General features: G+C 63.4%; 21 protein-coding genes and 5 tRNA genes. 6 read left to right on the forward strand and 20 right to left on the reverse strand.

The genetic code is table 11. The features are described from left to right. Window positions 1-43: 43 nt before the first annotated feature. The 4 genes from leuB to leuC form a co-directional block, all read right to left on the reverse strand. Entirely contained in the window at window positions 44-1,126 is a 1,083-nt protein-coding gene (leuB, locus tag JKP78_RS16055) for a 3-isopropylmalate dehydrogenase (protein WP_170028942.1), read from the reverse strand. A gap of 54 nt (window positions 1,127-1,180) precedes the next feature. Beyond that, window positions 1,181-1,945, reverse strand: coding sequence for a class I SAM-dependent methyltransferase (locus tag JKP78_RS16060; RefSeq protein WP_186687261.1), 765 nt, complete (start codon window positions 1,943-1,945; stop codon window positions 1,181-1,183). Window positions 1,946-2,077: 132 nt separating this feature from the next. Then, complete coding sequence (leuD, locus tag JKP78_RS16065) at window positions 2,078-2,722, reverse strand: 3-isopropylmalate dehydratase small subunit (protein WP_186687257.1); 645 nt, start codon at window positions 2,720-2,722, stop codon at window positions 2,078-2,080. Next, window positions 2,719-4,152 (reverse strand): 3-isopropylmalate dehydratase large subunit, encoded by a 1,434-nt coding sequence (leuC, locus tag JKP78_RS16070; protein WP_186687254.1) that lies wholly within the window; start codon window positions 4,150-4,152, stop codon window positions 2,719-2,721. Before leuC ends, leuD begins: the two co-directional genes overlap by 4 nt. Before the next feature lie 130 nt (window positions 4,153-4,282). On the opposite strand from leuC, the gene JKP78_RS16075 reads away from it, so the two are divergent. Both JKP78_RS16075 and JKP78_RS16080 read left to right on the forward strand, forming a co-directional pair. Further along, window positions 4,283-5,161, forward strand: a complete 879-nt coding sequence (locus JKP78_RS16075; protein WP_186687252.1) for a LysR family transcriptional regulator — start codon at window positions 4,283-4,285, stop codon at window positions 5,159-5,161. A 62-nt stretch (window positions 5,162-5,223) separates the two neighbouring features. Continuing rightward, on the forward strand, window positions 5,224-8,526 hold the full coding sequence (locus JKP78_RS16080; protein WP_200626964.1) for a PAS domain S-box protein: 3,303 nt from the start codon (window positions 5,224-5,226) through the stop codon (window positions 8,524-8,526). Between the two features lie 202 nt (window positions 8,527-8,728). Here JKP78_RS16080 and JKP78_RS16085 read toward each other — a convergent pair whose 3' ends face one another. The 10 genes from JKP78_RS16085 to gltX all read right to left on the reverse strand — a co-directional run bounded on the left by JKP78_RS16085 (window position 8,729) and on the right by gltX (window position 14,829). After that, entirely contained in the window at window positions 8,729-9,172 is a 444-nt protein-coding gene (locus JKP78_RS16085; RefSeq protein WP_186687248.1) for an Hsp20 family protein, read from the reverse strand. Window positions 9,173-9,337: 165 nt separating this feature from the next. Further along, the gene (locus JKP78_RS16090; RefSeq protein WP_200626965.1) at window positions 9,338-10,309 is read right to left on the reverse strand and encodes a tRNA dihydrouridine synthase; all 972 of its coding nucleotides are present in this window, start codon (window positions 10,307-10,309) and stop codon (window positions 9,338-9,340) included. A gap of 52 nt (window positions 10,310-10,361) precedes the next feature. Next, window positions 10,362-10,796 carry an acyl-CoA thioesterase gene (locus JKP78_RS16095; RefSeq protein ID WP_170028935.1) on the reverse strand — a complete coding sequence of 145 codons (435 nt, stop codon included), beginning with the start codon at window positions 10,794-10,796 and terminating at the stop codon, window positions 10,362-10,364. A 139-nt stretch (window positions 10,797-10,935) separates the two neighbouring features. Next, entirely contained in the window at window positions 10,936-11,817 is an 882-nt protein-coding gene (locus tag JKP78_RS16100) for an alpha/beta fold hydrolase (RefSeq protein ID WP_200626966.1), read from the reverse strand. A 13-nt stretch (window positions 11,818-11,830) separates the two neighbouring features. Further along, window positions 11,831-12,370, reverse strand: a complete 540-nt coding sequence (locus tag JKP78_RS16105) for a TetR/AcrR family transcriptional regulator (protein WP_186687244.1) — start codon at window positions 12,368-12,370, stop codon at window positions 11,831-11,833. A 165-nt stretch (window positions 12,371-12,535) separates the two neighbouring features. After that, window positions 12,536-12,611: transfer RNA gene (locus JKP78_RS16110), tRNA-Glu, on the reverse strand. A 42-nt stretch (window positions 12,612-12,653) separates the two neighbouring features. Then, a tRNA-Ala gene (locus JKP78_RS16115) sits at window positions 12,654-12,729 on the reverse strand. A 61-nt stretch (window positions 12,730-12,790) separates the two neighbouring features. Continuing rightward, window positions 12,791-12,866: transfer RNA gene (locus JKP78_RS16120), tRNA-Glu, on the reverse strand. Window positions 12,867-12,937: 71 nt separating this feature from the next. Next, a tRNA-Ala gene (locus JKP78_RS16125) sits at window positions 12,938-13,013 on the reverse strand. A gap of 334 nt (window positions 13,014-13,347) precedes the next feature. Then, window positions 13,348-14,829: a glutamate--tRNA ligase gene (gene gltX / locus JKP78_RS16130; protein WP_170028932.1), complete on the reverse strand. Its 1,482-nt coding sequence runs from the start codon at window positions 14,827-14,829 to the stop codon at window positions 13,348-13,350. 143 nt (window positions 14,830-14,972) lie between these two features. Between gltX and JKP78_RS16135 the strand changes: the two genes are divergently transcribed. Together JKP78_RS16135 and JKP78_RS16140 are read left to right on the forward strand one after the other, a co-directional pair. Beyond that, window positions 14,973-16,028 (forward strand): HlyD family secretion protein, encoded by a 1,056-nt coding sequence (locus tag JKP78_RS16135; RefSeq protein WP_200626967.1) that lies wholly within the window; start codon window positions 14,973-14,975, stop codon window positions 16,026-16,028. Then, window positions 16,018-17,568 carry an MDR family MFS transporter gene (locus JKP78_RS16140; protein ID WP_170028930.1) on the forward strand — a complete coding sequence of 517 codons (1,551 nt, stop codon included), beginning with the start codon at window positions 16,018-16,020 and terminating at the stop codon, window positions 17,566-17,568. The genes JKP78_RS16135 and JKP78_RS16140 overlap by 11 nt, the downstream gene beginning before the upstream one ends. Before the next feature lie 152 nt (window positions 17,569-17,720). Here JKP78_RS16140 and uvrB read toward each other — a convergent pair whose 3' ends face one another. Next, entirely contained in the window at window positions 17,721-19,736 is a 2,016-nt protein-coding gene (gene uvrB / locus JKP78_RS16145; protein WP_186689135.1) for an excinuclease ABC subunit UvrB, read from the reverse strand. Between the two features lie 287 nt (window positions 19,737-20,023). Here uvrB and JKP78_RS16150 point away from each other — a divergent pair, with 287 nt between their 5' ends. Beyond that, window positions 20,024-21,220 carry an amino acid aminotransferase gene (locus tag JKP78_RS16150; protein WP_186680202.1) on the forward strand — a complete coding sequence of 399 codons (1,197 nt, stop codon included), beginning with the start codon at window positions 20,024-20,026 and terminating at the stop codon, window positions 21,218-21,220. A gap of 62 nt (window positions 21,221-21,282) precedes the next feature. Beyond that, window positions 21,283-21,358: transfer RNA gene (locus tag JKP78_RS16155), tRNA-Asn, on the forward strand. A gap of 95 nt (window positions 21,359-21,453) precedes the next feature. Here the strand turns inward: JKP78_RS16155 and JKP78_RS16160 are convergent. The 5 genes from JKP78_RS16160 to JKP78_RS16180 all read right to left on the reverse strand — a co-directional run bounded on the left by JKP78_RS16160 (window position 21,454) and on the right by JKP78_RS16180 (window position 25,672). Then, window positions 21,454-22,014: a DUF1285 domain-containing protein gene (locus JKP78_RS16160; RefSeq protein WP_170028927.1), complete on the reverse strand. Its 561-nt coding sequence runs from the start codon at window positions 22,012-22,014 to the stop codon at window positions 21,454-21,456. Window positions 22,015-22,024: 10 nt separating this feature from the next. After that, entirely contained in the window at window positions 22,025-22,630 is a 606-nt protein-coding gene (locus tag JKP78_RS16165; protein WP_170028926.1) for a DUF4823 domain-containing protein, read from the reverse strand. 66 nt (window positions 22,631-22,696) lie between these two features. Then, window positions 22,697-23,665: a GTP 3',8-cyclase MoaA gene (locus JKP78_RS16170; protein ID WP_186689126.1), complete on the reverse strand. Its 969-nt coding sequence runs from the start codon at window positions 23,663-23,665 to the stop codon at window positions 22,697-22,699. 104 nt (window positions 23,666-23,769) lie between these two features. After that, complete coding sequence (locus JKP78_RS16175; protein WP_170028924.1) at window positions 23,770-24,405, reverse strand: TetR/AcrR family transcriptional regulator; 636 nt, start codon at window positions 24,403-24,405, stop codon at window positions 23,770-23,772. Window positions 24,406-24,889: 484 nt separating this feature from the next. Then, entirely contained in the window at window positions 24,890-25,672 is a 783-nt protein-coding gene (locus JKP78_RS16180) for a TatD family hydrolase (RefSeq protein WP_200626968.1), read from the reverse strand. Between the last annotated feature and the right edge of the window lie 24 nt (window positions 25,673-25,696).

Consider the following 25,696-nt stretch of genomic DNA (forward strand, 5'->3'; position numbering starts at 1 on the left):
AAGTGGGCCGCCACCGGGAATTTGGGGTGGCGGGCCAGAGAGATTACAGATTCCGCAGCGCTGCGACTACTGCGTCGCCCATTTCCTGCGTACCCACCTTGCGGCAGCCTTCCGAGAAAATGTCGCCGGTGCGCAGGCCCTGGTCCAGAACCACGCTCACGGCCTTCTCGATCGCTTCGGCGGCAGCCACCTGATTGAAGCTGTAGCGCAGCATCATCGACACCGAGAGGATGGTCGCCAACGGGTTGGCGATACCCAGGCCGGCGATGTCTGGCGCCGAGCCGTGGCAAGGTTCGTACATGCCCTTGTTGTCGGCATCCAGCGACGCCGAAGGCAGCATGCCGATGGAACCGGTCAGCATGGAAGCTTCATCCGACAGAATGTCACCGAACATGTTGTCGGTCACCATCACGTCGAACTGCTTGGGTGCTCGCACCAGCTGCATGGCAGCATTGTCGACGTACATGTGGCTCAGTTCCACGTCCGGGTAGTCCTTGGCCACGTCCTCGACCACTTCGCGCCACAGCTGGCTGGACGCCAGGACGTTGGCCTTGTCCACCGAGCACAGCTTCTTGCCGCGCACACGGGCCATGTCGAAGCCGACCCGGGCAATGCGGCGCACTTCGCTTTCGCTGTACGGCAGGGTGTCGTAGGCCTGGCGCTCGCCGCCTTGTAGCTCGCGCTGGCCACGCGGCGCACCGAAGTAGATGCCGCCAGTCAGCTCACGGACGATGAGGATGTCCAGGCCGGAGACGATTTCCGGCTTGAGCGACGAGGCATCGGCCAGTTGCGGATAGAGGATGGCCGGGCGCAGGTTGGCGAACAGGCCCAGTTGCGAACGGATCTTCAGCAGGCCGCGCTCCGGGCGGATGTCACGCTCGATCTTGTCCCACTTCGGCCCGCCTACGGCGCCCAGCAGCACGGCATCGGCCTTGCGCGCACGCTCCAGGGTCTCGTCGGCCAGTGGCACGCCGTGCTTGTCGATGGCGGCGCCACCGATGACGTCGTGGGCCAGGCTGAAACCGAGCTGGAACTTGTCGTTGGCCAGCTCCAGCACCTTGACCGCCTCGGCCATGATTTCCGGGCCGATACCGTCACCTGGGAGAATCAGAATCTGCTTGCTCATGCTTTCCTCTATCCATTCACGCGGTGCGGCCAAGCGGGCCACACCGAAAAGTTCTTAACGCTCGGCCCACAACACCAGCACATCCGTGCTGAACGAACCATCGGCCTCGATCTGGTAATACTGCCGTACTTCTGCGCCCATGGCTTGCTGCAACTGGCGGATGGCCACGCGCATCGGCTCGGGGGTGCGCATGCGCTCGACCCAGCTGCCGAACTCCAGGCGCAGCGGCTGGCGGGTGTGGCTGCGCACGTGCAGGCCGGCCTCGCTGACCTGGCGCTGCCATTCGGCGGCGGAGTAGTCGCGTACGTGGCTGGTATCGCGCAGCACTTCCACCGTTTGCAGGTAGGTGTCGAGCAACGGGCTTCCCGGCGACATGACGTCGATGAAGGCTGCCACGCCGCCCGGCTTGAGCACCCGGCGCACTTCGCGCAGGGCCAGGCCCAGGTCGCTCCAGTGGTGGGCCGAGTAGCGGCTGAAGACGAAGTCGAACGAGGCGTCGGCGAACGGCAGGCGTTCGGCGGCGCCGCGTTCGGTGGTGATATTGGCCAGGCCGCGCTCGGCAGCGGCACTGGCGACCACGTCGAGCATGGCTTGCGAGAGGTCGTAGGCGACCACTTCGGCAACCAGCGGGGCGACGTGGAAGCTGACATGGCCGGCACCGCAGCCCAGGTCCAGCACGCGGGCATGGCCCTGCCCCGCCAGCGCGGCCTGCAGCAGGGCGAATTCGCTGCCCTGGGCGTGTACGGCGCTGCTGAGGTAGGCGCTGGCCTGTTCGCCGAACTGGCGTTGGACCACATCGGTGTGGGTGGTGCTGGTCATGTCTCGATCCTTTTGGTTTCTCGCTGCCTGTACCGGCCCTTTCGCGGGCACGCCCGCTCCCACAGGTACAGCGCTGCTCTCTGTGGGAGCGGGCGTGCCCGCGAAGAGGCCGGTACTGCCACCTACAAACAATCAGGCATCACGGAACAGCCAAGGCTGCGCTGCGCGATGCTTGCTTTCGAAGGCCTTGATCGCATCGCTGTCCTGCAAGGTCAGGCCGATATCGTCCAGGCCGTTGAGCAGGCAGTGCTTGCGGAACGCGTCGATCTCGAAGTGCAGCACCTTGCCATCCGGGCGGGTCACGGCCTGCGCCTGCAGGTCGATGACCAGCTGGTAGCCCTGGTTGGCTTCGACCTGCTTGAACAGCTCGTCGACTTCCTCATCACTGAGGATGATCGGCAGCAAGCCGTTCTTGAAGCTGTTATTGAAGAAGATGTCGGCAAAGCTCGGCGCGATCACGCTGCGGAAGCCGTACTCGTCCAGCGCCCACGGCGCGTGCTCACGGCTCGAGCCGCAACCGAAGTTCTCCCGCGCCAGCAATACGCTGGCACCCTGGTAACGTTCGTGGTTGAGCACGAACTCTTTGTTCAACGGGCGCTTGCTGTTGTCCTGGTAGGGCTGGCCCACATCCAGGTAACGCCACTCGTCGAACAGGTTGGGGCCGAAGCCGGTGCGCTTGATCGACTTCAGGAACTGCTTGGGGATGATCTGGTCGGTGTCGACGTTGGCACGGTCCAACGGGGCGACGAGGCCAGTGTGCTGGGTAAAGGCTTTCATGCTGCGCTCCCTTGGATCAACTCGCGGACATCGATGAAGTGGCCGGTCACCGCGGCGGCGGCGGCCATGGCCGGGCTGACCAGGTGGGTACGGCCACCGGCGCCCTGACGGCCTTCGAAGTTGCGGTTGGAGGTGGACGCGCAGTGCTCGCCGCTCTCCAGGCGGTCCGGGTTCATCGCCAGGCACATCGAGCAGCCTGGTTCACGCCATTCGAAACCGGCTTCGAGGAAGATCTTGTCCAGGCCTTCGCGTTCGGCCTGGGCCTTGACCAGGCCCGAGCCCGGCACCACCAGCGCCTGCTTGACGTTGGCAGCGACCTTGCGGCCCTTGGCGATCGCGGCCGCGGCGCGCAGGTCTTCGATGCGCGAGTTGGTGCACGAGCCGATGAACACGCGGTCGAGCTTGATGTCGGTGATCGCCTGGTTGGCGGCCAGGCCCATGTATTTGAGGGCACGCTCGATCGAACCACGCTTGATCAGGTCCGGCTCGGCAGCTGGGTCCGGCACGCGCTGGTCGACGGCCAGGACCATCTCCGGCGAAGTGCCCCAGCTGACCTGCGGCTTGATTTGCGCAGCGTCGAGCTCGACCACGGTGTCGAACACCGCGTCAGCGTCGGAAACCAGGCCTTTCCAGGCTGCGACCGCCTGTTTCCACTGCTCACCCTTGGGCGCGTACGGGCGGCCTTCGACATAGGCAACGGTTGTGTCGTCCACCGCTACCAGGCCTACGCGGGCACCGGCCTCGATGGACATGTTGCAAATGGTCATGCGGCCTTCCATCGACAGTTCGCGGATGGCGCTGCCGGCAAATTCCATGGCGTGGCCGTTACCACCGGCGGTGCCGATCTTGCCGATCACCGCCAGGACGATGTCCTTGGCGGTAACGCCGGCAGGCAACTGGCCTTCCACGCGCACCAGCATGTTCTTCATCTTCTTGGCGACCAGGCACTGGGTCGCCAGCACGTGCTCGACTTCGGAAGTACCGATACCGTGGGCCAAGGCGCCGAAAGCGCCATGGGTGGAGGTGTGCGAATCGCCGCAGACCACGGTCATGCCCGGCAAGGTGGCACCCTGCTCCGGGCTGATGACGTGGACGATGCCCTGGCGCTCGTCGTTCATCTTGAATTCGACGATGCCGTATTCGTCACAGTTTTCGTCGAGGGTCTGTACCTGCAGGCGCGACACCTGGTCGACGATGGCCTCGATCCCCCCCTTGCGCTCGGGCGTGGTCGGCACGTTGTGATCCGGCGTGGCGATGTTGGCGTCGATGCGCCAAGGCTTGCGGTTGGCCAGGCGCAGGCCTTCGAAGGCCTGGGGCGACGTCACTTCGTGGATGATGTGGCGGTCGATGTAGATCAAGGACGAGCCGTCATCGCGGCGCTTGACCTCATGGGCTTCCCAGAGTTTGTCGTAGAGCGTTTTGCCAGCCATCAGACTGTTCCTCATCAGCGTCTTTCTATGCCAAAGACCCCTTGGCTTGTGCGGTCGATGCTAGGGGTTTAGATTGAATAACTCAAATTCATAATTTTTATGCTTTGGATAACCAACAGGAATTCAAACCATGGACCTGGCCAACCTCAGCGCCTTCATCGCCATCGCCGAAACTGGAAGCTTTTCCGGGGCAGCCGAACGCCTGTTCCTGACCCAGCCAGCGGTCAGCAAGCGCATCGCCGGGCTGGAGCAGCAACTGGAGGTGCGCCTGTTCGACCGGCTGGGCCGCGAGGTCACCCTGACCGAGGCTGGCCGCGCCTTGCTGCCGCGCGCCTACCAGATCCTCAATGTCCTGGACGACACCCGCCGAGCGTTGACCAACCTCACCGGCGCAGTGAGCGGCCGCCTGACCCTGGCCACCAGCCACCATATCGGCCTGCACCGCCTGCCGCCGCTGTTGCGGGCCTTCACGCGCCAATACCCAGCCGTGGCGCTGGATATCCAGTTCATGGATTCGGAACAGGCCTACGACGAAATCCTGCATGGCCGCGCCGAGATTGCCGTAATCACCCTGGCACCCGAACCGCACCACCTGGTCAAGGCCGTGCCGGTGTGGGACGACGCCCTGGATTTCGTCGCCGCCCCTGAACACCCACTGGCCGCCAACCATGCGGTGAGCCTGGCCGACGTCGCGCGCCACCCGGCAGTATTCCCGGGCGGCAATACGTTCACCCACCATATCGTGCAGCGCCTGTTCGAAAGCCAGGGCCTGACTCCCAATATCGCCATGAGCACCAATTACCTGGAAACCATCAAGATGATGGTCTCGATCGGTTTGGCCTGGAGCGTGCTGCCGCGCACCATGCTCGATGAACAGGTTGCACGCATCAGTTTGCCGGGCATACAGCTGTCCCGCCAGCTAGGCTACATTTTGCACACGGAGCGCACGCTATCGAACGCCGCCAGGGCATTCATGGCCCTGCTCGACAGCCACGCGGGGCCCGCCTGACTGGCTGTCAGCCCGGTTTTCCACCTCCAAAGGACGCGTCATACGCCAAAGGTCTGGTACCGATGCCCAAATCAGCGAACCGCTTTCCGCGCCTGCCGCGCATCCCTGCGGCCGATCCACAGGAGTCGGAACAGGCCTGGCAGAACGCCCCGCAATTGCTGGCAGCGCTCAACGGAGCGCGCCTGGGCGCCTGGCTATGGGACATACAGACCGGCCGGGTGAGCTGGTCGCGCGGTACCCAGGCGCTGTTCGGCTTCGACCCGCACAAGCCACTACCCAGCGATATAGACTATCTCGATTTGCTGCCAGAAGAAGACCGCGCCCGCACCCGCCAGCTGTTCCAGGCCGTGGTCAACGGCGAGCCGGCGGAAAAAGCCATGCGCCACCGCATCCGCTGGCCAGACGGCAGCCTGCACTGGCTGGAGATCAACGGCAGCCTGACCCATGACCAGCACGGCCGGCCGCAGATGATCGGGGTCATCCGCGAGATCACCCGCCAACGCGAACGGGAAACCGCGCTGATCAACTCGGAAAAGCGCTTCGCCACCCTGTTCCACCTCAGCCCCAACGCCATTCTGCTGACCCGTCGCCACGACGGCATGATTTTCGAGGTCAACCAGCACTTCGAAAACATGTTCGGCTGGCCCGGCAGCCAGGTGATCGGCAAGACCAGCCTGGAACTGGGCCTGTGGGTCAACCCCGAACAGCGTCACCAGTTGCTGGAGTCGACCCGCACCAGCAACGGCCCGTTGAACCTGGAAGTCCAGTTCCGCGCCATCAGCGGCAAGGTGCATGACGGCATACTCAGCACCCAGGGCATAGAGCTGGAGGGCGTGACCTTCCTCCTCAGCACCTTCATGGACACCACCGAACGCAAACGCGCCGAACAGGCGCTGAAGGAAAGCCAGGAGCGCCTGGACCTGGCCCTGGACTCGGCCCAGCTGGGCACCTGGGACTGGCATATCCCCAGCGGCATGCTCTACGGCTCGGCCCGCGCCGCGCAGTTGCATGGCCTGCCGCCGATCCCCTTTCACGAATCGTTCGACGCGTTCTTCGAAGGGGTGCCGGAGCAAGAGCGCAACGCCATGCGCCAGACCTACCGCAGCTTGCGCGAAGGCCCTGCCGGCAACTACCAGGTGACCTACCAGGTACAACTGGAAAACGGCGTCTCGCGCTATATCGAAAGCCGCGCCCGGCTGTACCGCGACGAGCAGGGCAACCCGCTGCGCATGGCCGGCACCTTGCTCGACATCACCGACCAGGTGGAACGTGAACAACGCCTGAGCGCTTCGGAGGAGAAATTCGCCAGCCTGTTCCAGGTCAGCCCCGACCCGATCTGCGTCAACCGCCAGGACACCGGCCAGTTCATCGAGATCAACCCGGCGTTCACCCAGACCTTTGGCTGGAGCACCGATCAGGTCATCGGCCGCACGGCCGAGGAAATCGGCCTGTGGGCCGAGACCTTCGAGCGCGCGCAACGCATCGAGCGGGTGATCCGCGAACAGGCCCTGAGCAACGTCGCGGTGGTGGTCAACCACCGCAATGGTGCACCGCTGACCTGCGTGATTTCCAGCCGCCTGATCACCGTCGACGGCCAGCCCTGCAGCGTCACCACCCTGCGCGACATCACCCAGCAGCAGCGCGCCGAGGCGGCGCTCAAGTCCAGCGAGGAGAAGTTCGCCAAAGCCTTCCACTCCAGCCCCGACGCCATCACCATCACCGAGCGCTACAGTGGCCGCTACCTGGAAATCAACGACGGTTTCTGCCGCCTGACCGGCTACAGCGCCGCCGAAGTGGTCGGCCGCACGGTGTACGAGGTGGGCATCTGGGCCGACGACAAGCAGCGAAGCGCCCTGCTGGCCGAATTACGCGAGCGTGGCCGGGTGCACCACCGCGAGATGCTCGGGCGCAACAAGCGTGGCGATATCCTCACCGTGGAGGTATCGGTCGAACCCATTACCCTGAACGAAGTCGACTGCCTGCTGCTGAATGCTCGCGATGTCAGCCAGCTGAAGAATGCCCAAGCGCAAATCCGCCACCTGGCCTATCACGATCCATTGACCAACCTGCCCAACCGCGCCCTGCTGATGGACCGCCTGAGCCAGCAGATCGCCCTGCTCAAGCGCCATAACCTGCGCGGCGCCCTGCTGTTCCTCGACCTCGACCATTTCAAGCACATCAACGACTCGCTCGGCCACCCGGTGGGCGACACGGTGCTGAAAATCGTCACTGCGCGCCTGGAAGCCAGCGTGCGCCTGGAAGACACCGTGGCGCGCCTGGGCGGCGACGAGTTCGTGGTATTGCTGAGCGGCCTGGAAGGCAGCCGCGACATGGTCGAAGCAAAAGTCCGTGAACTGGCCGACAACCTGCGCGAACTGCTGGCCGAGCCAATGTCGCTGGATGGCCAGCGCCTGCAGGTGACGCCGAGCATCGGTGTCGCACTGATCCCCGACCATGGCGCCACGCCAGCCGACCTGCTCAAGCGCGCCGATATCGCCTTGTACCGGGCCAAGGACTCCGGGCGCAACACCACCCAGCTGTTCCATACCACCATGCAGAAGGCCGCCAGCGAGCGCCTGCGCATGGAAAACGACCTGCGCCTGGCCCTGGCCCGTGGCGAACTGGCGTTGCACTTCCAGCCGCAGGTGGACGCGCGTGACAACCGCATCGTCGGCGCCGAGGTATTGCTGCGCTGGCACCACCCGCAACTGGGCCAGCAACCGCCGGCACAATTCATCCAGGTGCTGGAAGAAAGCGGCCTGATCCTGGAGGTTGGCAGCTGGATTCTCGACGAAGCCTGCGACGCCTGCGCCAGCATGCTGGCCGACGGGCTGGTCGAGGCCGACAGCTTCAGCCTGTGCGTGAACATCAGCCCGCGGCAGTTCCGCCAGAACGATTTCGTCGGGCGGGTGCTGCGCAGCCTGGACGACTATCGTTTGCCACGGCAGATGCTGAAGCTGGAGATTACCGAAGGCATCGTCATCCAGAACCTCGAAGACACCATCAGCAAGATGCGGGAGCTGAAGCGCCACGGGGTGAGTTTTGCGATGGATGACTTTGGCACCGGCTACTCCTCGCTGACCTATCTGAAGCGCCTGCCGATAGACGCACTGAAAATCGACCAGACCTTCGTGCGCGATGCGCCGATGGACCCCAACGACGCCGAGATCGTCCGCGCCATCGTCGCCATGGCCCGCAGCCTGGGCCTGGCGGTGATTGCCGAAGGCGTGGAACTGACCGAACAGCTGGAGTTTCTGGAACGGCTGGGGTGCCACTTGTACCAGGGGTACCTGCACAGCCGGCCGCTACCTTTGTCGGAGTTTCGGCAGATGCTGCTGGAGGCGCCGGCGAATTCCGGGAGCTGACAGTCACGCTCCCTGCAGGAGTGGCCTGGTGTCGCGATGGGCAGCGCCGCAGCCCTGGCTATTGTTGCGACGACTGGGTCTTGGGGCCGCTTCGCGCCCTATCGCGACACAAGGCCGCTCCTACAAAAGGTAGCGCGCCAGGGCCAGTACAGCGGGCACAAAAAAGGGCACCCCTGGGGTGCCCTTCTTCACATCGCCGCGATCAGTTCAGCGCTGGCTTGTCACCATTGATCGGGATGCGCTTGGCCTTGGCTTCTTCAGGCACGATGCGCAGCAGGTCGATGCTGAGCAGGCCATTGGCCAGGCCGGCAGCCTTGACTTCGATATGGTCGGCCAGGCGGAAGGACAGCTTGAAGGCGCGCTGGGCGATACCCTGGTGCAGGTAGGTCACTTCTTCAGTGCCGTTGTCGCGCTTGCCACCGGATACGGTCAGGACACCTTTCTCGACCTGCAGGTCGAGGTCCTGCTCCTGGAAGCCGGCTGCGGCTACCACGATGCGGTAGTGGTCATCGCCATGCTTTTCCACGTTGTAGGGCGGGTAGCTGCTACCGGCCTCGTTACGTGCCGCAGATTCGAACAGGTCGTTGAAACGGTCGAAACCTACGGAATGGCGGAACAGTGGAGCGAGAGAAAAAGCAGTGTTCATGGTCATAAACTCCTGAGATTCAGCAAGTAAATTCACTACGCGACCCGACTTCGGCATCGCGTACTCAAGAGATAGGGTCGAGGGAAAGGCTTTCAAGAGGGGCCAGCAAAAAAATCTTGAACCGGTGCGCCCCCTTTTCGCAGGCACGCCGGTGAAAGCGCCTGATCAGGCAACACATGCCGTCAAGGGTTGCGCTTCAATCCCCAGCAAGCGACTGATCCGCGCGCAGTCATCTTCCCGGCGCAATTCGGCGAACAGCACCACCGCCTCCGGGTAACTGCGGGTCAGCATCGCCAACCACTGCTTCATTCGCCCCGGCGCATAACGCGGCGACAGCTTGGCCTGGGCCTGGCGCCAGAATTCACGCAACAACGGCAGCAGGTCGGCCCAGGTCATTGGCAAATACTCCCGCCCATCTCGCGCTGCGGCAATCTGCAGGCCCAGGTCCGGGCGCGAAACCAGCCCGCGGCCCAGCATGATGTCTTCGGCACCACTGACTTCGCGACAACGCTGCCAGTCGTCCACGGTCCAGATCTCGCCATTGGCGAACACCGGCACCTTGACCACATCCTGCACCCGCGCCACCCACTCCCAGTGGGCCGGCGGCTTGTAGCCCTCGACCTTGGTCCGCGCATGCACCACCAGGTGCGCCGAACCGCCCTCGGCCAGGGCGGTGGCACAGTCCAGCGCGCCATCGGGGCTGTCGAAGCCCAGGCGCATTTTCGCCGTCACCGGAATATCCGCCGGCACGGCGCGGCGCACCTCGCGCACGATGGCGTGCAGCAGCTCCGGCTCCTTGAGCAGTACTGCACCACCACGCGACTTGTTCACGGTCTTGGCCGGGCAACCGAAGTTCAGGTCGATCACCGGCGCCCCCAGCGCGCAGGCCAGCGCGGCGTTTTCGGCCAGGCACACCGGGTCGGAACCCAGCAATTGCACACGCATCGGCACCCCGGCGGCAGTCCGCGCGCCGTTGCGCAATTCGGGCGCCAGCTTGTCGAACGAGGCAGGCGGCAGCAGGCGGTCACATACGCGAATAAACTCGGTGACGCACCAGTCGATACCGCCAACGCGGGTCAGCACGTCGCGCAGGATGTTGTCGACCAGCCCCTCCATGGGGGCCAGGGCAATTTGCATGTCGGGGTCTCGGCGGGAAAAAGCCGGCAGTCTAGCAAAAATTGCCGCTGTTTCAGGCGCCGATCAGCGCCGGGCCGTAACCATCGAGAAATTCCGCCGGCATGCGCCTGGGCTTGCCGCTGGACAGCTCGATGCAGGCGAAGGTGGTCTGGGCGCGCAGCAGGGTCACGCCGTCACGCGGGCGCTTGAGCTGGAAGCGCCGGGTCATGCGCAGGCGTTGGTCCCAGTCGATGATCCAGGTGGCCAGTTGCAGCTCGTCGTCCTCATAGGCTGCAGCCAGGTAGTCGATTTCGTGGCGCACCACGGCCATGGCCCGGTCCAGCCGGCGGTATTCGGCCAGGTCCAGGCCCAGGCGCTGCGAGTGGCGCCAGGCGCAGCGCTCCAGCCAGGTGACGTAGACGGCATTGTTGGCGTGGCCGAGGCCATCGATGTCCTCGTTAGCCACGCGCAGGTCGATGACGAAAGGTGTTGCCAGGTCCCAGCTCATGTTCGCTTCCTTGGCGCAAAAGTGGATTTAGCAGTGACCTGCGGGGCAAAGTCCAGCCCTTCGGCGCTTGCCTGCGGGGCTACGCGCCCTTGTAGGAGCGGCCTTGTGTCGCGATGGGGCGCATAGCGGCCCGAAAATCTCAGTCCCAGCACAGATTGCCGGGGCTGCTGCGCAGCCCATCGCGACGCAAGGCCGCTCCTACAGGGACCGCACCAGCCCGGGCCAGCAGCTCCAGCACCGCTTCACCCAGGCGCGGGTCGGCCAGCACGCGCTGGTGCCCGCCCTCCTCCAGCCGCAACAGCCGGCTGTCGAACCAGGCCTTGTGAATGACCTGGGCTTCAGTAACAGGCACCAGCTCATCATCGGCGGCATGCACCACCAACCCCGGCAACTCCAGCTGGTAACCACTGACATCGAGCCGCGCAATCTTCATGCCCACATCCCGCTCCACCTGGCGGATGAATGCGGCCCGCGCCGGTGCCGGCAGGCCCAGGCGATGGGCGAAACCACGCAGCACGCCCAGCAGTTGCGCCGGTGCAGCGATGCTCACTGCTGCTTCCGCACGCAGGCCCATCTGCAGCGCCAGCAACACACTGGCACCGCCCATGGAATGGCCAATCACCGCGCGCAGCGGCGGCAACTCGGCGGCAGCCTCCAGCAAGGCTCGGGCAAACAGCACCACGTGCGCCTGCTCGCCTGGCGACCGACCATGCCCCGGCCCCTCCAGCGCCACCACGGTATGCCCGGCCTCGACCAGGGTCTCGATCAAGGCGGCAAACTGGGTCGGCCGCCCCTCCCAACCGTGCATCAACAGCACAGTCGGCCCTTTGCCCCATCGCAACGCAGACAAACCGAAGCGCAAGGTGATGCGCTCGGCGCTGGCCAGTACCGGCAGTTCCCATTCCCGCGGTGGCAGGTTGCGCGGGGTCATGAACGCACGGCGCATCTTGCCCGCAACATGCTCCGGGGCCAGGCGGCCCAGGGTGCCGTTGACACCACGAATCCAGCTCAGGGTCGTCATCGCCATGCTCCTGTCAGAGCACCGCTGATTTGGCGGCGCGTAGAATGCGGTCAGACAGCTCGCTGGTGCCCAAGGCCCGGGCCAGGGCCAGGCCGCCGATCATCAGGGCCAGGTCGGCCAGGGCCTTGTCGGCTTCCTCGGGGCGGTCGACCATGGCGGCCGTCATCAACTCGATGTGCTCGGCCAGCACCTCGCGGAAAGCCTCTGGCAGGCGCTGCATTTCACCCAGCGAATTGGGCAGTGGGCAGGCATGCACCTCGGCATCGCGGTGCTTGCGCGACAGGTAGAAGGCGCTGACCAATGCCCGCCGCTCAGCGCCATCGAGGCTGGGATCGACCTGGGCCAGCAAGGCTCGGCGCTCGCCCAACAGTTGGCGGAACGCCTCGAGCATCATTTCGTCCTTGCTGTCGAAATGGGCATAGAAACCGCCCACGGTCAGGCCTGCCGCCCCCATCACCTGGCTGACGCTAGGCTCGGCCGGGCCATGCTGGATCAACGCCGTGCATGCCGCTTCGAGAATGCGCTCGCGGGTTTTGCTCTTCTTGTCGCTCATCAGGCACTCGCCGATAAAATATGATGATCGAAATATTATCCCCATCATATTTTTCCGCAAGCGAATTCTGCAGCCTTCTGTCGGCGAGTTTTTTTGGGAGAAAAAACAAAAGGCCCATTCAATAAGCGAATGAGCCTTTAAGGTCCCGCAATACGCGGGTAAATGTGGCGTCCCCTAGGGGACTCGAACCCCTGTTACCGCCGTGAAAGGGCGGTGTCCTAGGCCACTAGACGAAGGGGACGTAACCTTCGCGAAGATCCACGTATGTGAACCCTGGCAGAAATGGTGGAGCTAAGCGGGATCGAACCGCTGACCTCCTGCATGCCATGCAGGCGCTCTCCCAGCTGAGCTATAGCCCCGAAACAAAAGGCTCATCAATAATCGACGAGCCTTTTTAAGCCCTGCAAAACGCAGGAAAACTGGCGTCCCCTAGGGGACTCGAACCCCTGTTACCGCCGTGAAAGGGCGGTGTCCTAGGCCACTAGACGAAGGGGACGAACCTTCTTACCTGCAAGACCCGGTGCTGGACCCGGTCTTGCTTGACAGCCTTGGCTGCCAAGCGGAATTTGGTGGAGCTAAGCGGGATCGAACCGCTGACCTCCTGCATGCCATGCAGGCGCTCTCCCAGCTGAGCTATAGCCCCACAATGTCGCTCTGAACCGAAGCACTGGCTGGGTGCCTGGCGTTTCGTTTTCGTTCATCGCTGTGGACGGGGCGCATATTAAGATCGGATTGCAGGGCTGTCAAACTAATTTTTCAAAATATTCAAAAAAATTTTCACAGATAACAATCACTTACCGCCCTGCCTTGGTAAATCTAAGCGCCGCGCGCTTGTAGGAGCGATCTTGTGTCGCCAAAGGGCCGCAAAGCGGCCCCGGCAATTTTTGCGTTAAAGCTGAAATCGCGGGACCGCGTTGCGCTCCTTTCGCGACACAAGGCCGCTCCTACCGGGCTCAGCCAAGGCCTTTGGAGCGCTATCAGGCGATGGACGCCAGCAGCTTTTCCCATTCCTTGTTTTCTTTCTTCGACACGCCACCCAGCAGGTCCAGGGCCTGGCGCAGGCGGTAGCGGGTCAGGTCGGGGCCAAGGATTTCCATGGCATCGAGCACCGACACCGAGCTGGCCTGGCCAGTGATGGCGGCGAACATCAGCGGCATGGCGTCACGCAGCTTCAGCTCCAGCGCCTCGACCACCGCCTGGATGCAACCGGTGATGCGCTCCTTTTCCCATTGGCGCAGGCTTTCGAGCTTCCACAGGATCAGCTGGATCACCTGGCGCACCTGGTCGGCGGACAGCTTCTTGCTTTCGAACAGCTTGGCATCGAGCTTCAGCGCACCTTCGAAGAAGAACCCGCCCAGCGGAGCAACCTGGCTGAAGGTCTCCACCCGGCCCTGCACGTGCGGGGCAATCTTCATCATGTAGTCGCTGTTGAACGCCCACTTCTGCAGGCGCGCGGCGAACTCTTCGACCGGCAACTCGCGCAGCCACTGACCGTTCAGCCAGGACAGCTTCTCGATGTCGAAGATCGGGCCGCCCAGCGAAATACGCGACAGGTCGAAATGCTCGACCATCTCGGCCAGCGAGAACTTCTCCCGCTCGTCCGGCATCGACCAGCCCATGCGGCCCAGGTAGTTGAGCATCGCCTCGGGCATGAAGCCCATGCGCTCGTAGAAGGTCACCGAGGTCGGGTTCTTGCGCTTGGACAGCTTGGACTTGTCCGGGTTACGCAGCAGCGGCATGTAGCACAGCTTGGGCTGTTCCCAACCGAAGTATTCGTACAGCTTGATCAGCTTGGGCGCCGATGGCAGCCACTCTTCGCCGCGCAGCACGTGGGTGATGCCCATCAGATGGTCGTCGACCACGTTGGCCAGGAAGTACGTCGGCAGGCCGTCGTTCTTCATCAGCACCTGCATGTCCATGCGGTCCCACGGGATCTCGACATCGCCACGCAGCATGTCCGGGACCACGCATACGCCTTCGCTCGGCACCTTCATGCGGATCACGTGCGGCTCGCCAGCGTCCAGGCGGCGCTGCACTTCCTCGGCACTCAGCAACAGCGCCCGGCCATCGTAGCGCGGGGTTTCGCCACGGGCTTGCTGCTCGGCACGCATCTGCTCCAGCTCTTCGGCGGTGCAGAAGCAATAGAAGGCATGGCCGGCGTCCACCAGCTGCTTGGCATACTTGGCGTAGATCTCGCCACGCTCGCTCTGCCGATACGGGCCGTGCGGGCCGCCGACGTCCGGGCCTTCGTTCCATTCAATACCGAGCCAGCGCAGGGCATCGAAGATCTGCTGTTCCGACTCGCGCGTGGAACGCAGCTGGTCGGTGTCTTCGATGCGCAGGATGAACTCACCGCCGTGCTGCTTGGCAAAGCAGTAGTTGAACAGGGCGATGTAGGCAGTGCCGACATGGGGGTCGCCGGTCGGCGATGGCGCGATACGCGTGCGTACGGTGGTCATGGAGGGTCTCGAACGAAAGATGAAACAAAGGCGGGATGTTAGCAGGAGGCAGGCACCGGGCTCCAGCAATGGCGCGAACGACACTTGTCGATACGCCCCATGCCGCTGTTAAATTTATTTACATTTCTGGAACGATAGTGCTCATGCCTGCCCAACTCAAACGTCGCCTGCTGGTCTTCTTCACCCTGGTGACGATCATCGCCCTCGCCTTCCTCGGCCATTGGTACTTCAAGGGGCGCTTCTACGAAAGCACCGACAACGCTTACGTGCAGGGCGAAATCACGCGCGTTTCCAGCCAGTTGGGCGCGCGTATCGATGCCGTCGCGGTTGCGGACAACCAGCATGTGAACAAAGGCGACCTGCTGGTGCGCCTGGAAGCCGCCGACTTCGAGCTGGCCGTGCAACGCGCCCGCGCCGCCCTGGCCACCCGCGAAGCCGAGCATGCGCAGGCAGAAAGCCGCCTCACCCAGCAGGCCAGCCTGATTGCCGCCGGGCAGGCCCAGGTGGCAGCCAACCAGGCCACCTTCGACCGCTCGCGCCTGGACCTGAGCCGCGCCGAGAAGCTGCGCAAGCCGGGTTTTGTCTCGGAAGAACGGGTCACCACGTTGTCGGCCGACAGCCATGTCGCCGGCTCGCAGGTCGACAAGGCCCGCGCCGACCTGCAAAGCCAGCACCAGCAGGTCAACGCACTGAGCGCCGAACTCAAGCGCCTCGATGCGCAAATCGCCAACGCCCGCGCCGACCTGGCCCAGGCCGAACTGAACCTGACCCGCTGCGAAATCCGTGCGCCGATCAGTGGCACCATTGGTCAGCGCAGCGCACGTGATGGCCAGGTGGTACAGGCCGGTGCCTACCTGCTGTCGATCGTGCCGGACGAAGACATCTGGGTGCAGGCCAACTTCAAGGAAACCCAGATCGGCCGCATGCAGCCAGGGCAGCGCGCCGAACTGGTCTTCGACAGCTACCCCGATACACCGATCGAAGGCCGGGTCGACAGCCTGTTCGCCGCCTCTGGTGCGCAGTTCAGCCTGCTGCCACCCGACAATGCCACCGGCAACTTCACCAAGGTGGTGCAGCGCATCCCGGTCAAGCTGACCTTCCGTGCCGACAACCCGCTGCACGGGCGCATCCGCCCAGGCATGTCGGTGACCGCCACCGTCGACCTGCGCAGCGAAGACGAAGGCCAAAATGGCCGCTGACGTGTTGCTCAGGCCCTCTGCGGAGCCGACCCGGCGCGACTGGATCGCGGTAATGAGCGTGATGCTCGGTGCGTTCATGGCGGTGCTGGACATCCAGATCACCAACTCGTCGTTGAAGGACATCCAGGGCGCCTTGTCGGCGACGCTGGAGGAAGGCTCGTGGATTTCCACCTCGTACCTGGTAGCGGAAATCATCATGATTCCGCTCACCGCCTGGCTGGTGCAACTGCTGTCGGCGCGGCGCCTGGCGGTGTGGGTGTCCGGCGGCTTCCTGCTGTCGTCGCTGCTGTGTTCGATGGCCTGGAACCTGGAGAGCATGATCCTGTTCCGTGCCCTGCAGGGCTTTACCGGCGGCGCATTGATCCCGCTGGCCTTCACCCTGACCCTGATCAAGCTGCCCGAGCACCACCGCGCCAAGGGCATGGCCATGTTCGCCATGACCGCCACCTTCGCCCCCTCCATCGGCCCCACCCTGGGTGGCTGGCTGACCGAGAACTGGGGCTGGGAATACATCTTCTACATCAACATCCCGCCAGGCCTGGTGATGATCGCCGGCCTGCTGTACGGACTGGAGAAGAAGGACGCGCACTGGGAGCTGCTGAAAAGCACCGACTACGCCGGCATCGTCACCTTGGGCCTGGGCCTGGGTTGCCTGCAGGTGTTTCTGGAGGAAGGCCACCGCAAGGACTGGCTGGAGTCGCAGCTGATCGTCGGCCTCGGCAGCATCGCCCTGGTCAGCCTGATCACCTTTGTCATCCTGCAGTTTTCCAGACCACAGCCACTGATCAACCTGCGCATCCTGGGCAACCGCAACTTCGGCCTGTCGAGCATCGCCAGCCTGGGCATGGGCGTGGGCCTGTATGGCTCGATCTACCTGTTGCCGCTGTACCTGGCGCAGGTGCAAGGCTACAACGCCCTGCAAATCGGCGAGGTGATCATGTGGATGGGCATCCCGCAGCTGTTTCTCATCCCGCTGGTGCCGCAATTGATGAAAGTGGTGTCGCCCAAGTTGTTATGCGCTTTGGGCTTCTGCCTGTTCGGCGCCGCGAGTTTCGGCTCGGGGGTGCTCAACCCGGATTTCGCCGGGCCGCAGTTCAACCATATCCAGATCATCCGTGCCATTGGCCAGCCGATGATCATGGTGACCATCTCGCTGATCGCCACGGCGTATATCCAGCCGCAGGATGCCGGCTCGGCATCGAGCCTGTTCAATATCCTGCGCAACCTGGGCGGGGCGATCGGCATTGCGCTGCTGGCCACGCTGCTGGATGCGCGGACCAAGGTGTATTTCGATTATTTGAGGGAGGCGCTGGTGCCGGGCAACCCACAGGTGGCGGAGCGCCTGGCGCAACTGGCGGAGCGGCTGGGGAATGACAATGCCGCGCTGGGGAAATTGAGCGAGATTACCCATCAGCAGGCATTGATCATGGCCTACAACGATGCCTTCCACTTTGTCGGGATCGGCTTGGCGGTGAGCATGGTGGCGGTGTTGATGACCCGCAAGCTGCCTGAGGGGTTGAAGGCTGGGGAGGCCCATTAAGGCCGCTGCAGATCGACGCCCCCTGTAGGAGCGGCCTTGTGTCGCGATGGGCTGCGCAGCAGCCTCAGGATATTCCATGCGGCACAAATCCTGGGGCCGCTACGCAGCCCATCGCGACACAAGGCCGCTGCTACAAAGGGCCGCGCCTGGCTTCAGCTGGTAATCAACCGCTCCCGCAACTGGGCAATCTCGTCGCGCAACTGCGCCGCGGCCTCGAATTCCAGGTCGCGGGCGAACTGCATCATCTTCTCTTCCAGCTGCTTGATGCGCTTGGTGATCTCGCCTGGCGTACGCAGCTCGGCCTCGTAACGGGCGCTCTCCTCCGCCGCCTTGGCCATGCCCTTGCGCTTCTTGCTGCGCGCGCCTGGCACGGTGGCCCCTTCCATGATGTCGGTGATGTCCTTGACCACGCCCTTGGGCACAATGCCATGAGCCTGGTTGAAGGCAATCTGCTTCTCGCGGCGCCGCTCGGTTTCGTCGATGGCCCGCTGCATCGAACCGGTAATCTGGTCGGCGTACAGGATGGCCCGGCCATTGAGGTTGCGCGCCGCGCGACCGATGGTCTGGATCAGCGAACGCTCGGAACGCAGGAAGCCTTCCTTGTCGGCATCGAGGATCGCTACCAACGACACTTCGGGCATGTCCAGGCCTTCGCGCAACAGGTTGATGCCTACCAGCACATCGAAAGTCCCCAGGCGCAGGTCGCGGATGATCTCCACCCGCTCGACGGTGTCGATGTCCGAGTGCAGGTAACGCACCCGCACGTCGTGGTCGGCCAGGTAGTCGGTAAGGTCTTCGGCCATGCGCTTGGTCAGCGTGGTCGCCAGCACCCGCTCGCCCTGTGCCACACGCTTGCGGATTTCCGACAGCAGGTCGTCGACCTGGGTCAGCGCCGGGCGCACTTCCACCTGCGGGTCGACCAGGCCGGTCGGGCGCACCACCTGTTCCACCACGCGCCCGGCGTGCTCGGCCTCGTAGCTGCCCGGTGTCGCCGACACGAAAATGGTCTGCGGGCTGACCGCCTCCCACTCGTCGAAACGCATGGGTCGGTTGTCCAGGGCCGAAGGCAGGCGGAAACCGTATTCGACCAGGGTTTCCTTGCGCGAACGGTCGCCCTTGTACATGGCGCCTACCTGCGGAACGCTGACGTGGGATTCGTCGATCACCAGCAGGGCATCAGCCGGCAGGTAGTCATACAAGGTCGGCGGCGGCGCCCCGGCCGGGCGCCCGGACAGGTAGCGCGAGTAGTTCTCGATGCCGTTGCAGTAGCCCAGCTCCAGGATCATCTCCAGGTCAAAGCGGGTGCGCTGCTCCAGGCGCTGCGCCTCCACCAGCTTGTTGGCTTTCTGCAGGTATTCCAGGCGGTCCTTGAGCTCTTCCTTGATGCCCTCGACCGCTTCCAGCAGGGTTTCCCGCGGGGTCACGTAGTGGCTCTTGGGGTAGAAGGTGAACCGCGGCAGCTTGCGGAAGACCTCGCCGGTCAGCGGGTCGAACGCGGCGATGTTCTCCACCTCGTCATCGAACAGTTCGATGCGGATGGCCTCGAGGTCCGATTCGGCCGGGAAGATGTCGACCACATCGCCACGCACACGGAAGGTGGCGCGGGCGAAGTCCATCTCGTTGCGGGTGTACTGCAGGTCGGCCAGGCGTCGCAGCAGCGCACGCTGGTCGAGCTTGTCGCCGCGATCGACGTGCAGGACCATCTTCAGGTAGGTCTCGGGGCTGCCCAGGCCGTAGATGCACGATACCGTGGTGACGATGATCGCATCGCGCCGCTCCAGCAGCGCCTTGGTTGCCGACAGGCGCATCTGCTCGATATGGTCGTTGATCGACGCGTCCTTCTCGATGAAGGTGTCCGAGGACGGCACGTAGGCTTCGGGTTGGTAGTAGTCGTAGTAGGAAACGAAGTACTCCACCGCGTTGTTGGGGAAGAACGCCTTGAATTCACCGTACAACTGCGCGGCCAACGTCTTGTTCGGCGCCAGTACCAAGGTCGGCCGCTGCACCTGCTGGATGACGTTGGCAATGCTGAAGGTCTTGCCCGAGCCGGTCACCCCGAGCAGCGTCTGGTGCGACAGCCCCGCCTCGATGCCTTCGACCATCTGGCGGATGGCCTCGGGCTGGTCGCCGGCCGGCTGGAAACGGGTGACGAGCTGGAACTCGGACATGACGGACCTCGCGGTGTTTCAGCAACTGTAAATTTAGCCAGTAGTCTATACCCAAATGCGTTCGCCGGGGGGCGCTTTCAAGGCATAGCTGTGAGCGCTTGTTACGGTGGACCGGGTAATTGCACCAATGGTCGAAAAATATTTGCGCAAATCACTGGAAAAGCTGCGCCATAGTGTCGCGGTGACCGGTCGGTATCACTATACTGACACCCCGTTTGTGCACCGCTTCAGTGCATTCGGCTGGAGCGTGTACGTCCTATCACACTCCAATCAGAGCCAAGGTAACAATGAGCCTGTTTTCCGCTGTCGAGCTGGCACCCCGCGACCCTATTCTGGGCCTCAACGAAGCATTCAACGCCGACCCACGTACTGACAAGGTCAACCTGGGCGTAGGCGTTTACTGCAATGAGGAAGGCCGCATTCCGCTGCTGCGCGCCGTGATCGAAGCCGAGACCCAGCGTGCTGCCCAGCACGCCTCGCGCGGCTACCTGCCGATCGACGGCATCGCCTCCTACGACCAGGCTGTACAAAAGCTGCTGTTCGGCGCCGAGTCGCCGCTGCTGGCCGCAGGCCGCGTGGTCACCGTACAGGCCGTCGGCGGTACCGGCGCACTGAAGATTGGTGCCGACTTCCTCAAGCGCATCTCGCCGAACGCCGTGGTCGCCATCAGCGACCCGAGCTGGGAAAACCACCGTGCCCTGTTCGAATCGGCCGGCTTCCCGGTGCAGAACTACCGCTACTACGACGCACCGACCAACGATGTCAACCGCGCCGGCATGCTGGAAGACTTGAACAACCTGCCGTCCGGCTCGATCGTGGTACTGCACGCCTGCTGCCACAACCCGACCGGTGTCGACCTCAACCTGGACGACTGGAAGAACGTGCTGGAAGTGGTCAAGGCCAAGGGCCACGTGCCGTTCCTCGACATGGCCTACCAGGGCTTCGGTGACGGTATCGCCGAAGACGCCTTCGCCGTGCGCCTGTTCGCCGAATCGGGCCTGGAGTTCTTCGTCTCCAGCTCGTTCTCCAAGTCGTTCTCGCTGTATGGCGAGCGCGTCGGCGCGCTGTCGATCGTCACTGCTTCCAAGGACGAGAGCACCCGCGTGCTGTCGCAGGTCAAGCGCGTGATCCGCACCACCTACTCCAACCCGCCGACCCACGGCGCGACCATCGTTGCCACCGTGCTGAACAGTGCCGAACTGCGCCAGATGTGGGAAACCGAACTGGCCGAAATGCGCGAGCGCATCCACGGCATGCGCAAGCAGATGGTCGAGCTGCTGGCCCAGTACGGCGCCAAGCGCGACTTCAGCTTCGTTGGTCGTCAGGTCGGCATGTTCTCCTACTCGGGCCTGACCGTTGAACAGGTCGCCCGCCTGAAGAACGACTTCGGCATCTACGCCCTGGACACTGGCCGCATCGCGGTGGCCGCCCTGAACCAGAGCAACATCCACGTGGTCACCAAGGCCATCGTCGAAGTGCTGTAACTGCTTGATTTGCCTGGGGGTGGCTTGACTTCCCCCGGGCAATCAGTAAGATGTGCGCAGATTCCGCGATAGCTCAGTCGGTAGAGCAAATGACTGTTAATCATTGGGTCCCTGGTTCGAGTCCAGGTCGCGGAGCCAAACACTGAAAAAGCCCCCGGGTGCGCAAGCACCGGGGGCTTTTTCGTTACGCCGGGTCATGCTCAGGACGAGAAGGCCGACACCCGCCAAAACCTTCAGCAGTTGCGCCCGATCGGGTAGAACTCACCGTGGCTCCACACCCCCAGCCATTGCTCGCCTGCAATGTCGCGCGGTACCGCCAGCTCCACCAGTTGGTAGAACACGTTGCGATGAACCAGCGCCTCGAGGTTGCTGCGCATCAGTACATACGGCGACGGCTCCTGGGTCACCGGGTCGGTCACCACCCGCAGCGGGTTGGCAGGCCCGGCCTCCACCTGGTCCTCGACATTGCTGGTGAAGCGCAGCACCTGCTGCTCACCCTGCCCCTGCACATCCAGCGCCACGGCCACGAACGGCGCATCATCAACGCGGATACCCACCTTTTCCACCGGAGTAACCAGGAAGTAGTCATCGCCGTCACGGCGGATGATGGTGGAAAACAGCCGCACCATCGGCTTGCGTCCGATGGGGCTGCCCAGGTAGTACCAGGTGCCATCGCGGGCGATGCGCATGTCGATGTCACCACAGAAGTCCGGGTTCCACAGATGCACCGGCGGCAGGCCCTTGGCCTTGGGAAGCTGCGCCAGCAGATCATTGGCCTTGCCGGAATCGCTCATCGCGCTTGCCTCATTCACTCATGCCCAGGAGGCTACGAGCGTACTCGCGCATCGGCGCCGCAAGCAAATCTTCCGGAGTATTGTCGTGGAACGTCAACAAACCGCCACGGCTCTTGATCCGCGCGGTGTCGATCAGGTAGCGGGTGTTGGTCTCGATCAGCATCATCTGCACCACGCCAGTGTCCCAGCCCAGGCGGTCGACGGCCTGTTCGTCGTACCATTCGTCGCCATTGCCGATGCGGTCATCGGTACGCGCAAAGCGGGTGTACAGCACATAATCGGCCCCCACCGAACGCGCCTGGGCGATGGCCTCTTCGAGGCCCAGCGGGCCCTGGGCCCGGCGTACCAGCGGGAAATATTCGACGAAACTCTTGAACGCCTGCTCGGCGACCACATTCTGCCGTGGCACCGGCCCCTTGCCCGGCGGCACGAACGCACCCTGGCCAATGAAGATGAACGAGTCGGGCTGCAGGCGGATCGACAGGGTGCGACGGGTATCGCTGTGGTCCAGCAGACCGGCATCGCTCATGTGATAACGGACGCCCTCGCCCATATCGCTGACATTCATACAACCGCCAAGCGCCATCAGCGCCAGCAGCAAGACCAGGCTACGCATCTTTCCTCCAGTGGCCGGCGACGAAAAACCGGCGAATAGCCGGCGGATGCAGCTTTTGCGCCAGCTTCAACCACCGATCACCTTCATCACCATCACATCGCCGGAAAACGCCAGCTCCTGCTTGTCTGCAAGGGCCTTGACCAGCAACCGCTGCAAGGCTGGGAGCGCCTGATGGCGCGGCTTCTCCAGCAAGTCAGCGATGTAGTGGCGATTGCCCGACGACAGGCAGCCATGCAGCCAGCCGGTAGAGGACAGGCGCAGCCGCGAGCAGCTGCGGCAGAACGGTTCGCTTTCATTGGCGATCACGCCGAAGTGGCCTTTGCCGGGGACCTGATAACGCAAGGCGGTGGCACCTGGCGGCGCATCGACCTTGGCAATGGCATGCCGATCAGCGATCAGTGCCAGCAACTGGTCGAGGCCGACGAACTGCTGCAGGAACGCGTTATGGTCGCGGGCCAGGTGCCCCATGCGCATGAGTTCGATGAAACGCAGTTCGAAACCGCGCGCAAGGCAGTAGTCCAGCAGCGGCAATACCTGGTCGAGGTTTTGCCCGCGCATCGGCACCATGTTCACCTTGATCTGCATGCCCAGCGCGCTGGCCTGCTCCATGCCCGCCAGCACGCTCGCCAGGTCACCTCCGCGGGCGATGCGGCGGAAAGCCAGCGGGTCCAGCGTATCGAGGGAAATGTTCAGGCGGCGAATACCCGCCGCCTGCAGCTGGGGCAACTTGCGCGCCAGCAGCTGGCCATTGGTGGTCAGCGAGACATCGTCGAGGTCGAGCCTGGCCACCGCGGCCAGGAAGCCCTCCAGCCGTGGGCTGACCAGTGGCTCGCCGCCAGTGATGCGCAAGCGTTCGATACCGGCCGCCTCGATCAGGTAGGCCACGCCGCGAGCCAGTGCGTCTGCCGACAACTCGTCCTGCGCTGCCACCAGGCGCTTGCCATCGGCAACGCAATAGGTGCAGGCGTAGTTGCAGGCAGCCGTCAGGCTGACGCGCAGGTTGCGAAAACGCCTGCCTTGACGATCGACGATCATGAATGACTCCGGCATGGGTGATGGGGCTGACAAAACCTGACTCATAAATCAGGTTTTTGCAAGCCCCGCGCCATGACGGTTTCAGCAGGAAGCGTCGGAACGCTTCAGTTGGAAGGTTCCGGGTCGCGCTTGCGCTTGTTGCCCATGCGCACGCCAATGTCCATGAGGAATTGGAAGAAGCCTTCCTGATCCTCCAGCACGTTGCTCCAGAACGGCGAGTGGTACAGCGCCACAGCGCCATGCACCAGCGCCCAGGCAGCGCAGTAGTGGAAATACGGCGGCACGTCTTCGAGCTTGCCTTCGCTGATACGGCCTTCGATCAGCTGGGTCAGGCGGTCGAAGTTGGAGGCACGGATCTTGTGCAATTGCCCGACCATTTCCGGCACCTGGTTGCCCTTGACCACCTTTTCTTCCAGGCGGTCGAACAGCCGGTAACGCTGCGGGTCGCGCATGCGGAACTCGAAGTAGGCGCGCGACAGGGCTTCCTTGTCGCGGTCGACATCGGCCGAGTGCAACAGCGTGTTCAGGTCGCGCTCGTAGTCGAGCATAAGGCGCAGGTAGATCTCCGCCTTGGACTTGAAGTGCTTGTAGATCGTGCCTTTGCCGATGCCCACGGCGTCGGCGATCATCTCGACCGTGACGCTGTCTTCACCCTGTTCGAGGAACAGTTTGAGCGCGGTATCGAGGATTTCCTGTTCGCGACGGCGAAACTCACGGACCTTACGAGGTTCTTTCTGCATAGGAAGGAGCTGGATGACAATCGAAGCGGTTTATTATGCCTAACTTGCAGGAAATTGCACGGATCATCCAAGCATGTCTGTGTTTCACGATGCTTACGGCCATACGCTGCGGGAGGAATGAAACGTCGACGTATTCCAAATCTGTTTAAAAAACGACCAGCAGGCACTGGCACTGCGCCAAACCTGGCCAATACTAGAAGTGTTGGCGCGGCGCATCCCCCCCAAGTGGCGCGCCGATAAAGGTGCTCAGGGACCGCGTACCTTTGTTTTACTCCTAATGGTCTTAACCCGGATTCCCCCCCCAGAACCCGGGTTTTTTTTCGTTTCGGGGGCTCGGGGCGATGGGATTCGGGGGATTGCATGAGGGCGGCAAGGGTATGCCTCGGGTTTTGTTGCGCCGCGCGGGCGGCGCTCGATCTCACAGGCGCTGAATTTGGCGCGGCAGGCACCTGTCGCCCCCACACAACCCCAACGCCCTGCCGAATCAGGCCACCCGTGCCAATGGGAACAACCGCTTGAAGTTGGCCGTGGTCTGCTCGGCCAGTTGCTCATAGCTGGCCCCCCGCAACGAAGCCACATATTCCGCCACCTCGCGCACATACTGCGGCAGGTTCGGTTTGCCGCGATACGGAATCGGCGCCAGATACGGCGAATCGGTTTCCACCAGCAGCCGATCGACCGGCACCTGCCGCGCCACCTCACGCAAGGCATCGGCATTGCGGAACGTGACAATGCCAGACAAGGAAATGTAGTACCCCAGGTCCAGCGCGGCCTTGGCCATCTGCCAGTCTTCGGTGAAGCAGTGCAATACGCCGGCCTGCGGCAGAGCAGCCTCGCGCAACAGCGCCAAGGTGTCGGCGCGCGCCGCGCGGGTGTGCACGATCACCGGCTTGCCGGTCTGCCGCGACGCCTCCAGGTGCAAGCGGAACGAAGCCTGCTGCAGCTCGGCGGCCTCCGGCTCGTAGTGATAATCCAGCCCGGTTTCGCCAATCGCCACCACATGCGGGTGGGCCAGCTCGCGCAACAGCCACTCCAGCGCCGGGGTCTCGCCAGGTGCAAGGTCCAGTGGGTGCACGCCCACCGAGCAGTCGACATCGGCGTACTGTTCGCTCAGCGCCTTCACCGCAGCGGCATTCTCGGCACTGACGCCGATACACAGAAAGTGCCCGACCCCGCGCTCACGCGCCGCCTGCAAGGCAGCATCGAGCGAGCCCTGGTGAGCGCTGAGGTCAAGACGGTCGAGGTGGCAATGGGAATCTACGAGCATGGGATAACGGCACACATGGAAAAA

This window comes from Pseudomonas sp. LAM2023 (assembly GCF_016620375.1).
Classification (GTDB): domain Bacteria; phylum Pseudomonadota; class Gammaproteobacteria; order Pseudomonadales; family Pseudomonadaceae; genus Aquipseudomonas; species Aquipseudomonas anuradhapurensis.

Excerpts from the sequence above, each read along its gene's own strand:
- leuB (WP_170028942.1), bottom strand. The coding sequence starts at position 1,126 with ATGAGCAAGCAGATTCTGATTCTCCCAGGTGACGGTATCGGCCCGGAA.
- JKP78_RS16060 (WP_186687261.1), bottom strand. The coding sequence starts at position 1,945 with ATGACCAGCACCACCCACACCGATGTGGTCCAACGCCAGTTCGGCGAA.
- leuD (WP_186687257.1), bottom strand. The coding sequence starts at position 2,722 with ATGAAAGCCTTTACCCAGCACACTGGCCTCGTCGCCCCGTTGGACCGT.
- leuC (WP_186687254.1), bottom strand. The coding sequence starts at position 4,152 with ATGGCTGGCAAAACGCTCTACGACAAACTCTGGGAAGCCCATGAGGTC.
- JKP78_RS16075 (WP_186687252.1), top strand. The coding sequence starts at position 4,283 with ATGGACCTGGCCAACCTCAGCGCCTTCATCGCCATCGCCGAAACTGGA.
- JKP78_RS16080 (WP_200626964.1), top strand. The coding sequence starts at position 5,224 with ATGCCCAAATCAGCGAACCGCTTTCCGCGCCTGCCGCGCATCCCTGCG.
- JKP78_RS16085 (WP_186687248.1), bottom strand. The coding sequence starts at position 9,172 with ATGAACACTGCTTTTTCTCTCGCTCCACTGTTCCGCCATTCCGTAGGT.
- JKP78_RS16090 (WP_200626965.1), bottom strand. The coding sequence starts at position 10,309 with ATGCAAATTGCCCTGGCCCCCATGGAGGGGCTGGTCGACAACATCCTG.
- JKP78_RS16095 (WP_170028935.1), bottom strand. The coding sequence starts at position 10,796 with ATGAGCTGGGACCTGGCAACACCTTTCGTCATCGACCTGCGCGTGGCT.
- JKP78_RS16100 (WP_200626966.1), bottom strand. The coding sequence starts at position 11,817 with ATGACGACCCTGAGCTGGATTCGTGGTGTCAACGGCACCCTGGGCCGC.
- JKP78_RS16105 (WP_186687244.1), bottom strand. The coding sequence starts at position 12,370 with ATGAGCGACAAGAAGAGCAAAACCCGCGAGCGCATTCTCGAAGCGGCA.
- gltX (WP_170028932.1), bottom strand. The coding sequence starts at position 14,829 with ATGACCACCGTACGCACGCGTATCGCGCCATCGCCGACCGGCGACCCC.
- JKP78_RS16135 (WP_200626967.1), top strand. The coding sequence starts at position 14,973 with ATGCCTGCCCAACTCAAACGTCGCCTGCTGGTCTTCTTCACCCTGGTG.
- JKP78_RS16140 (WP_170028930.1), top strand. The coding sequence starts at position 16,018 with ATGGCCGCTGACGTGTTGCTCAGGCCCTCTGCGGAGCCGACCCGGCGC.
- uvrB (WP_186689135.1), bottom strand. The coding sequence starts at position 19,736 with ATGTCCGAGTTCCAGCTCGTCACCCGTTTCCAGCCGGCCGGCGACCAG.
- JKP78_RS16150 (WP_186680202.1), top strand. The coding sequence starts at position 20,024 with ATGAGCCTGTTTTCCGCTGTCGAGCTGGCACCCCGCGACCCTATTCTG.
- JKP78_RS16160 (WP_170028927.1), bottom strand. The coding sequence starts at position 22,014 with ATGAGCGATTCCGGCAAGGCCAATGATCTGCTGGCGCAGCTTCCCAAG.
- JKP78_RS16165 (WP_170028926.1), bottom strand. The coding sequence starts at position 22,630 with ATGCGTAGCCTGGTCTTGCTGCTGGCGCTGATGGCGCTTGGCGGTTGT.
- JKP78_RS16170 (WP_186689126.1), bottom strand. The coding sequence starts at position 23,665 with ATGATCGTCGATCGTCAAGGCAGGCGTTTTCGCAACCTGCGCGTCAGC.
- JKP78_RS16175 (WP_170028924.1), bottom strand. The coding sequence starts at position 24,405 with ATGCAGAAAGAACCTCGTAAGGTCCGTGAGTTTCGCCGTCGCGAACAG.
- JKP78_RS16180 (WP_200626968.1), bottom strand. The coding sequence starts at position 25,672 with ATGCTCGTAGATTCCCATTGCCACCTCGACCGTCTTGACCTCAGCGCT.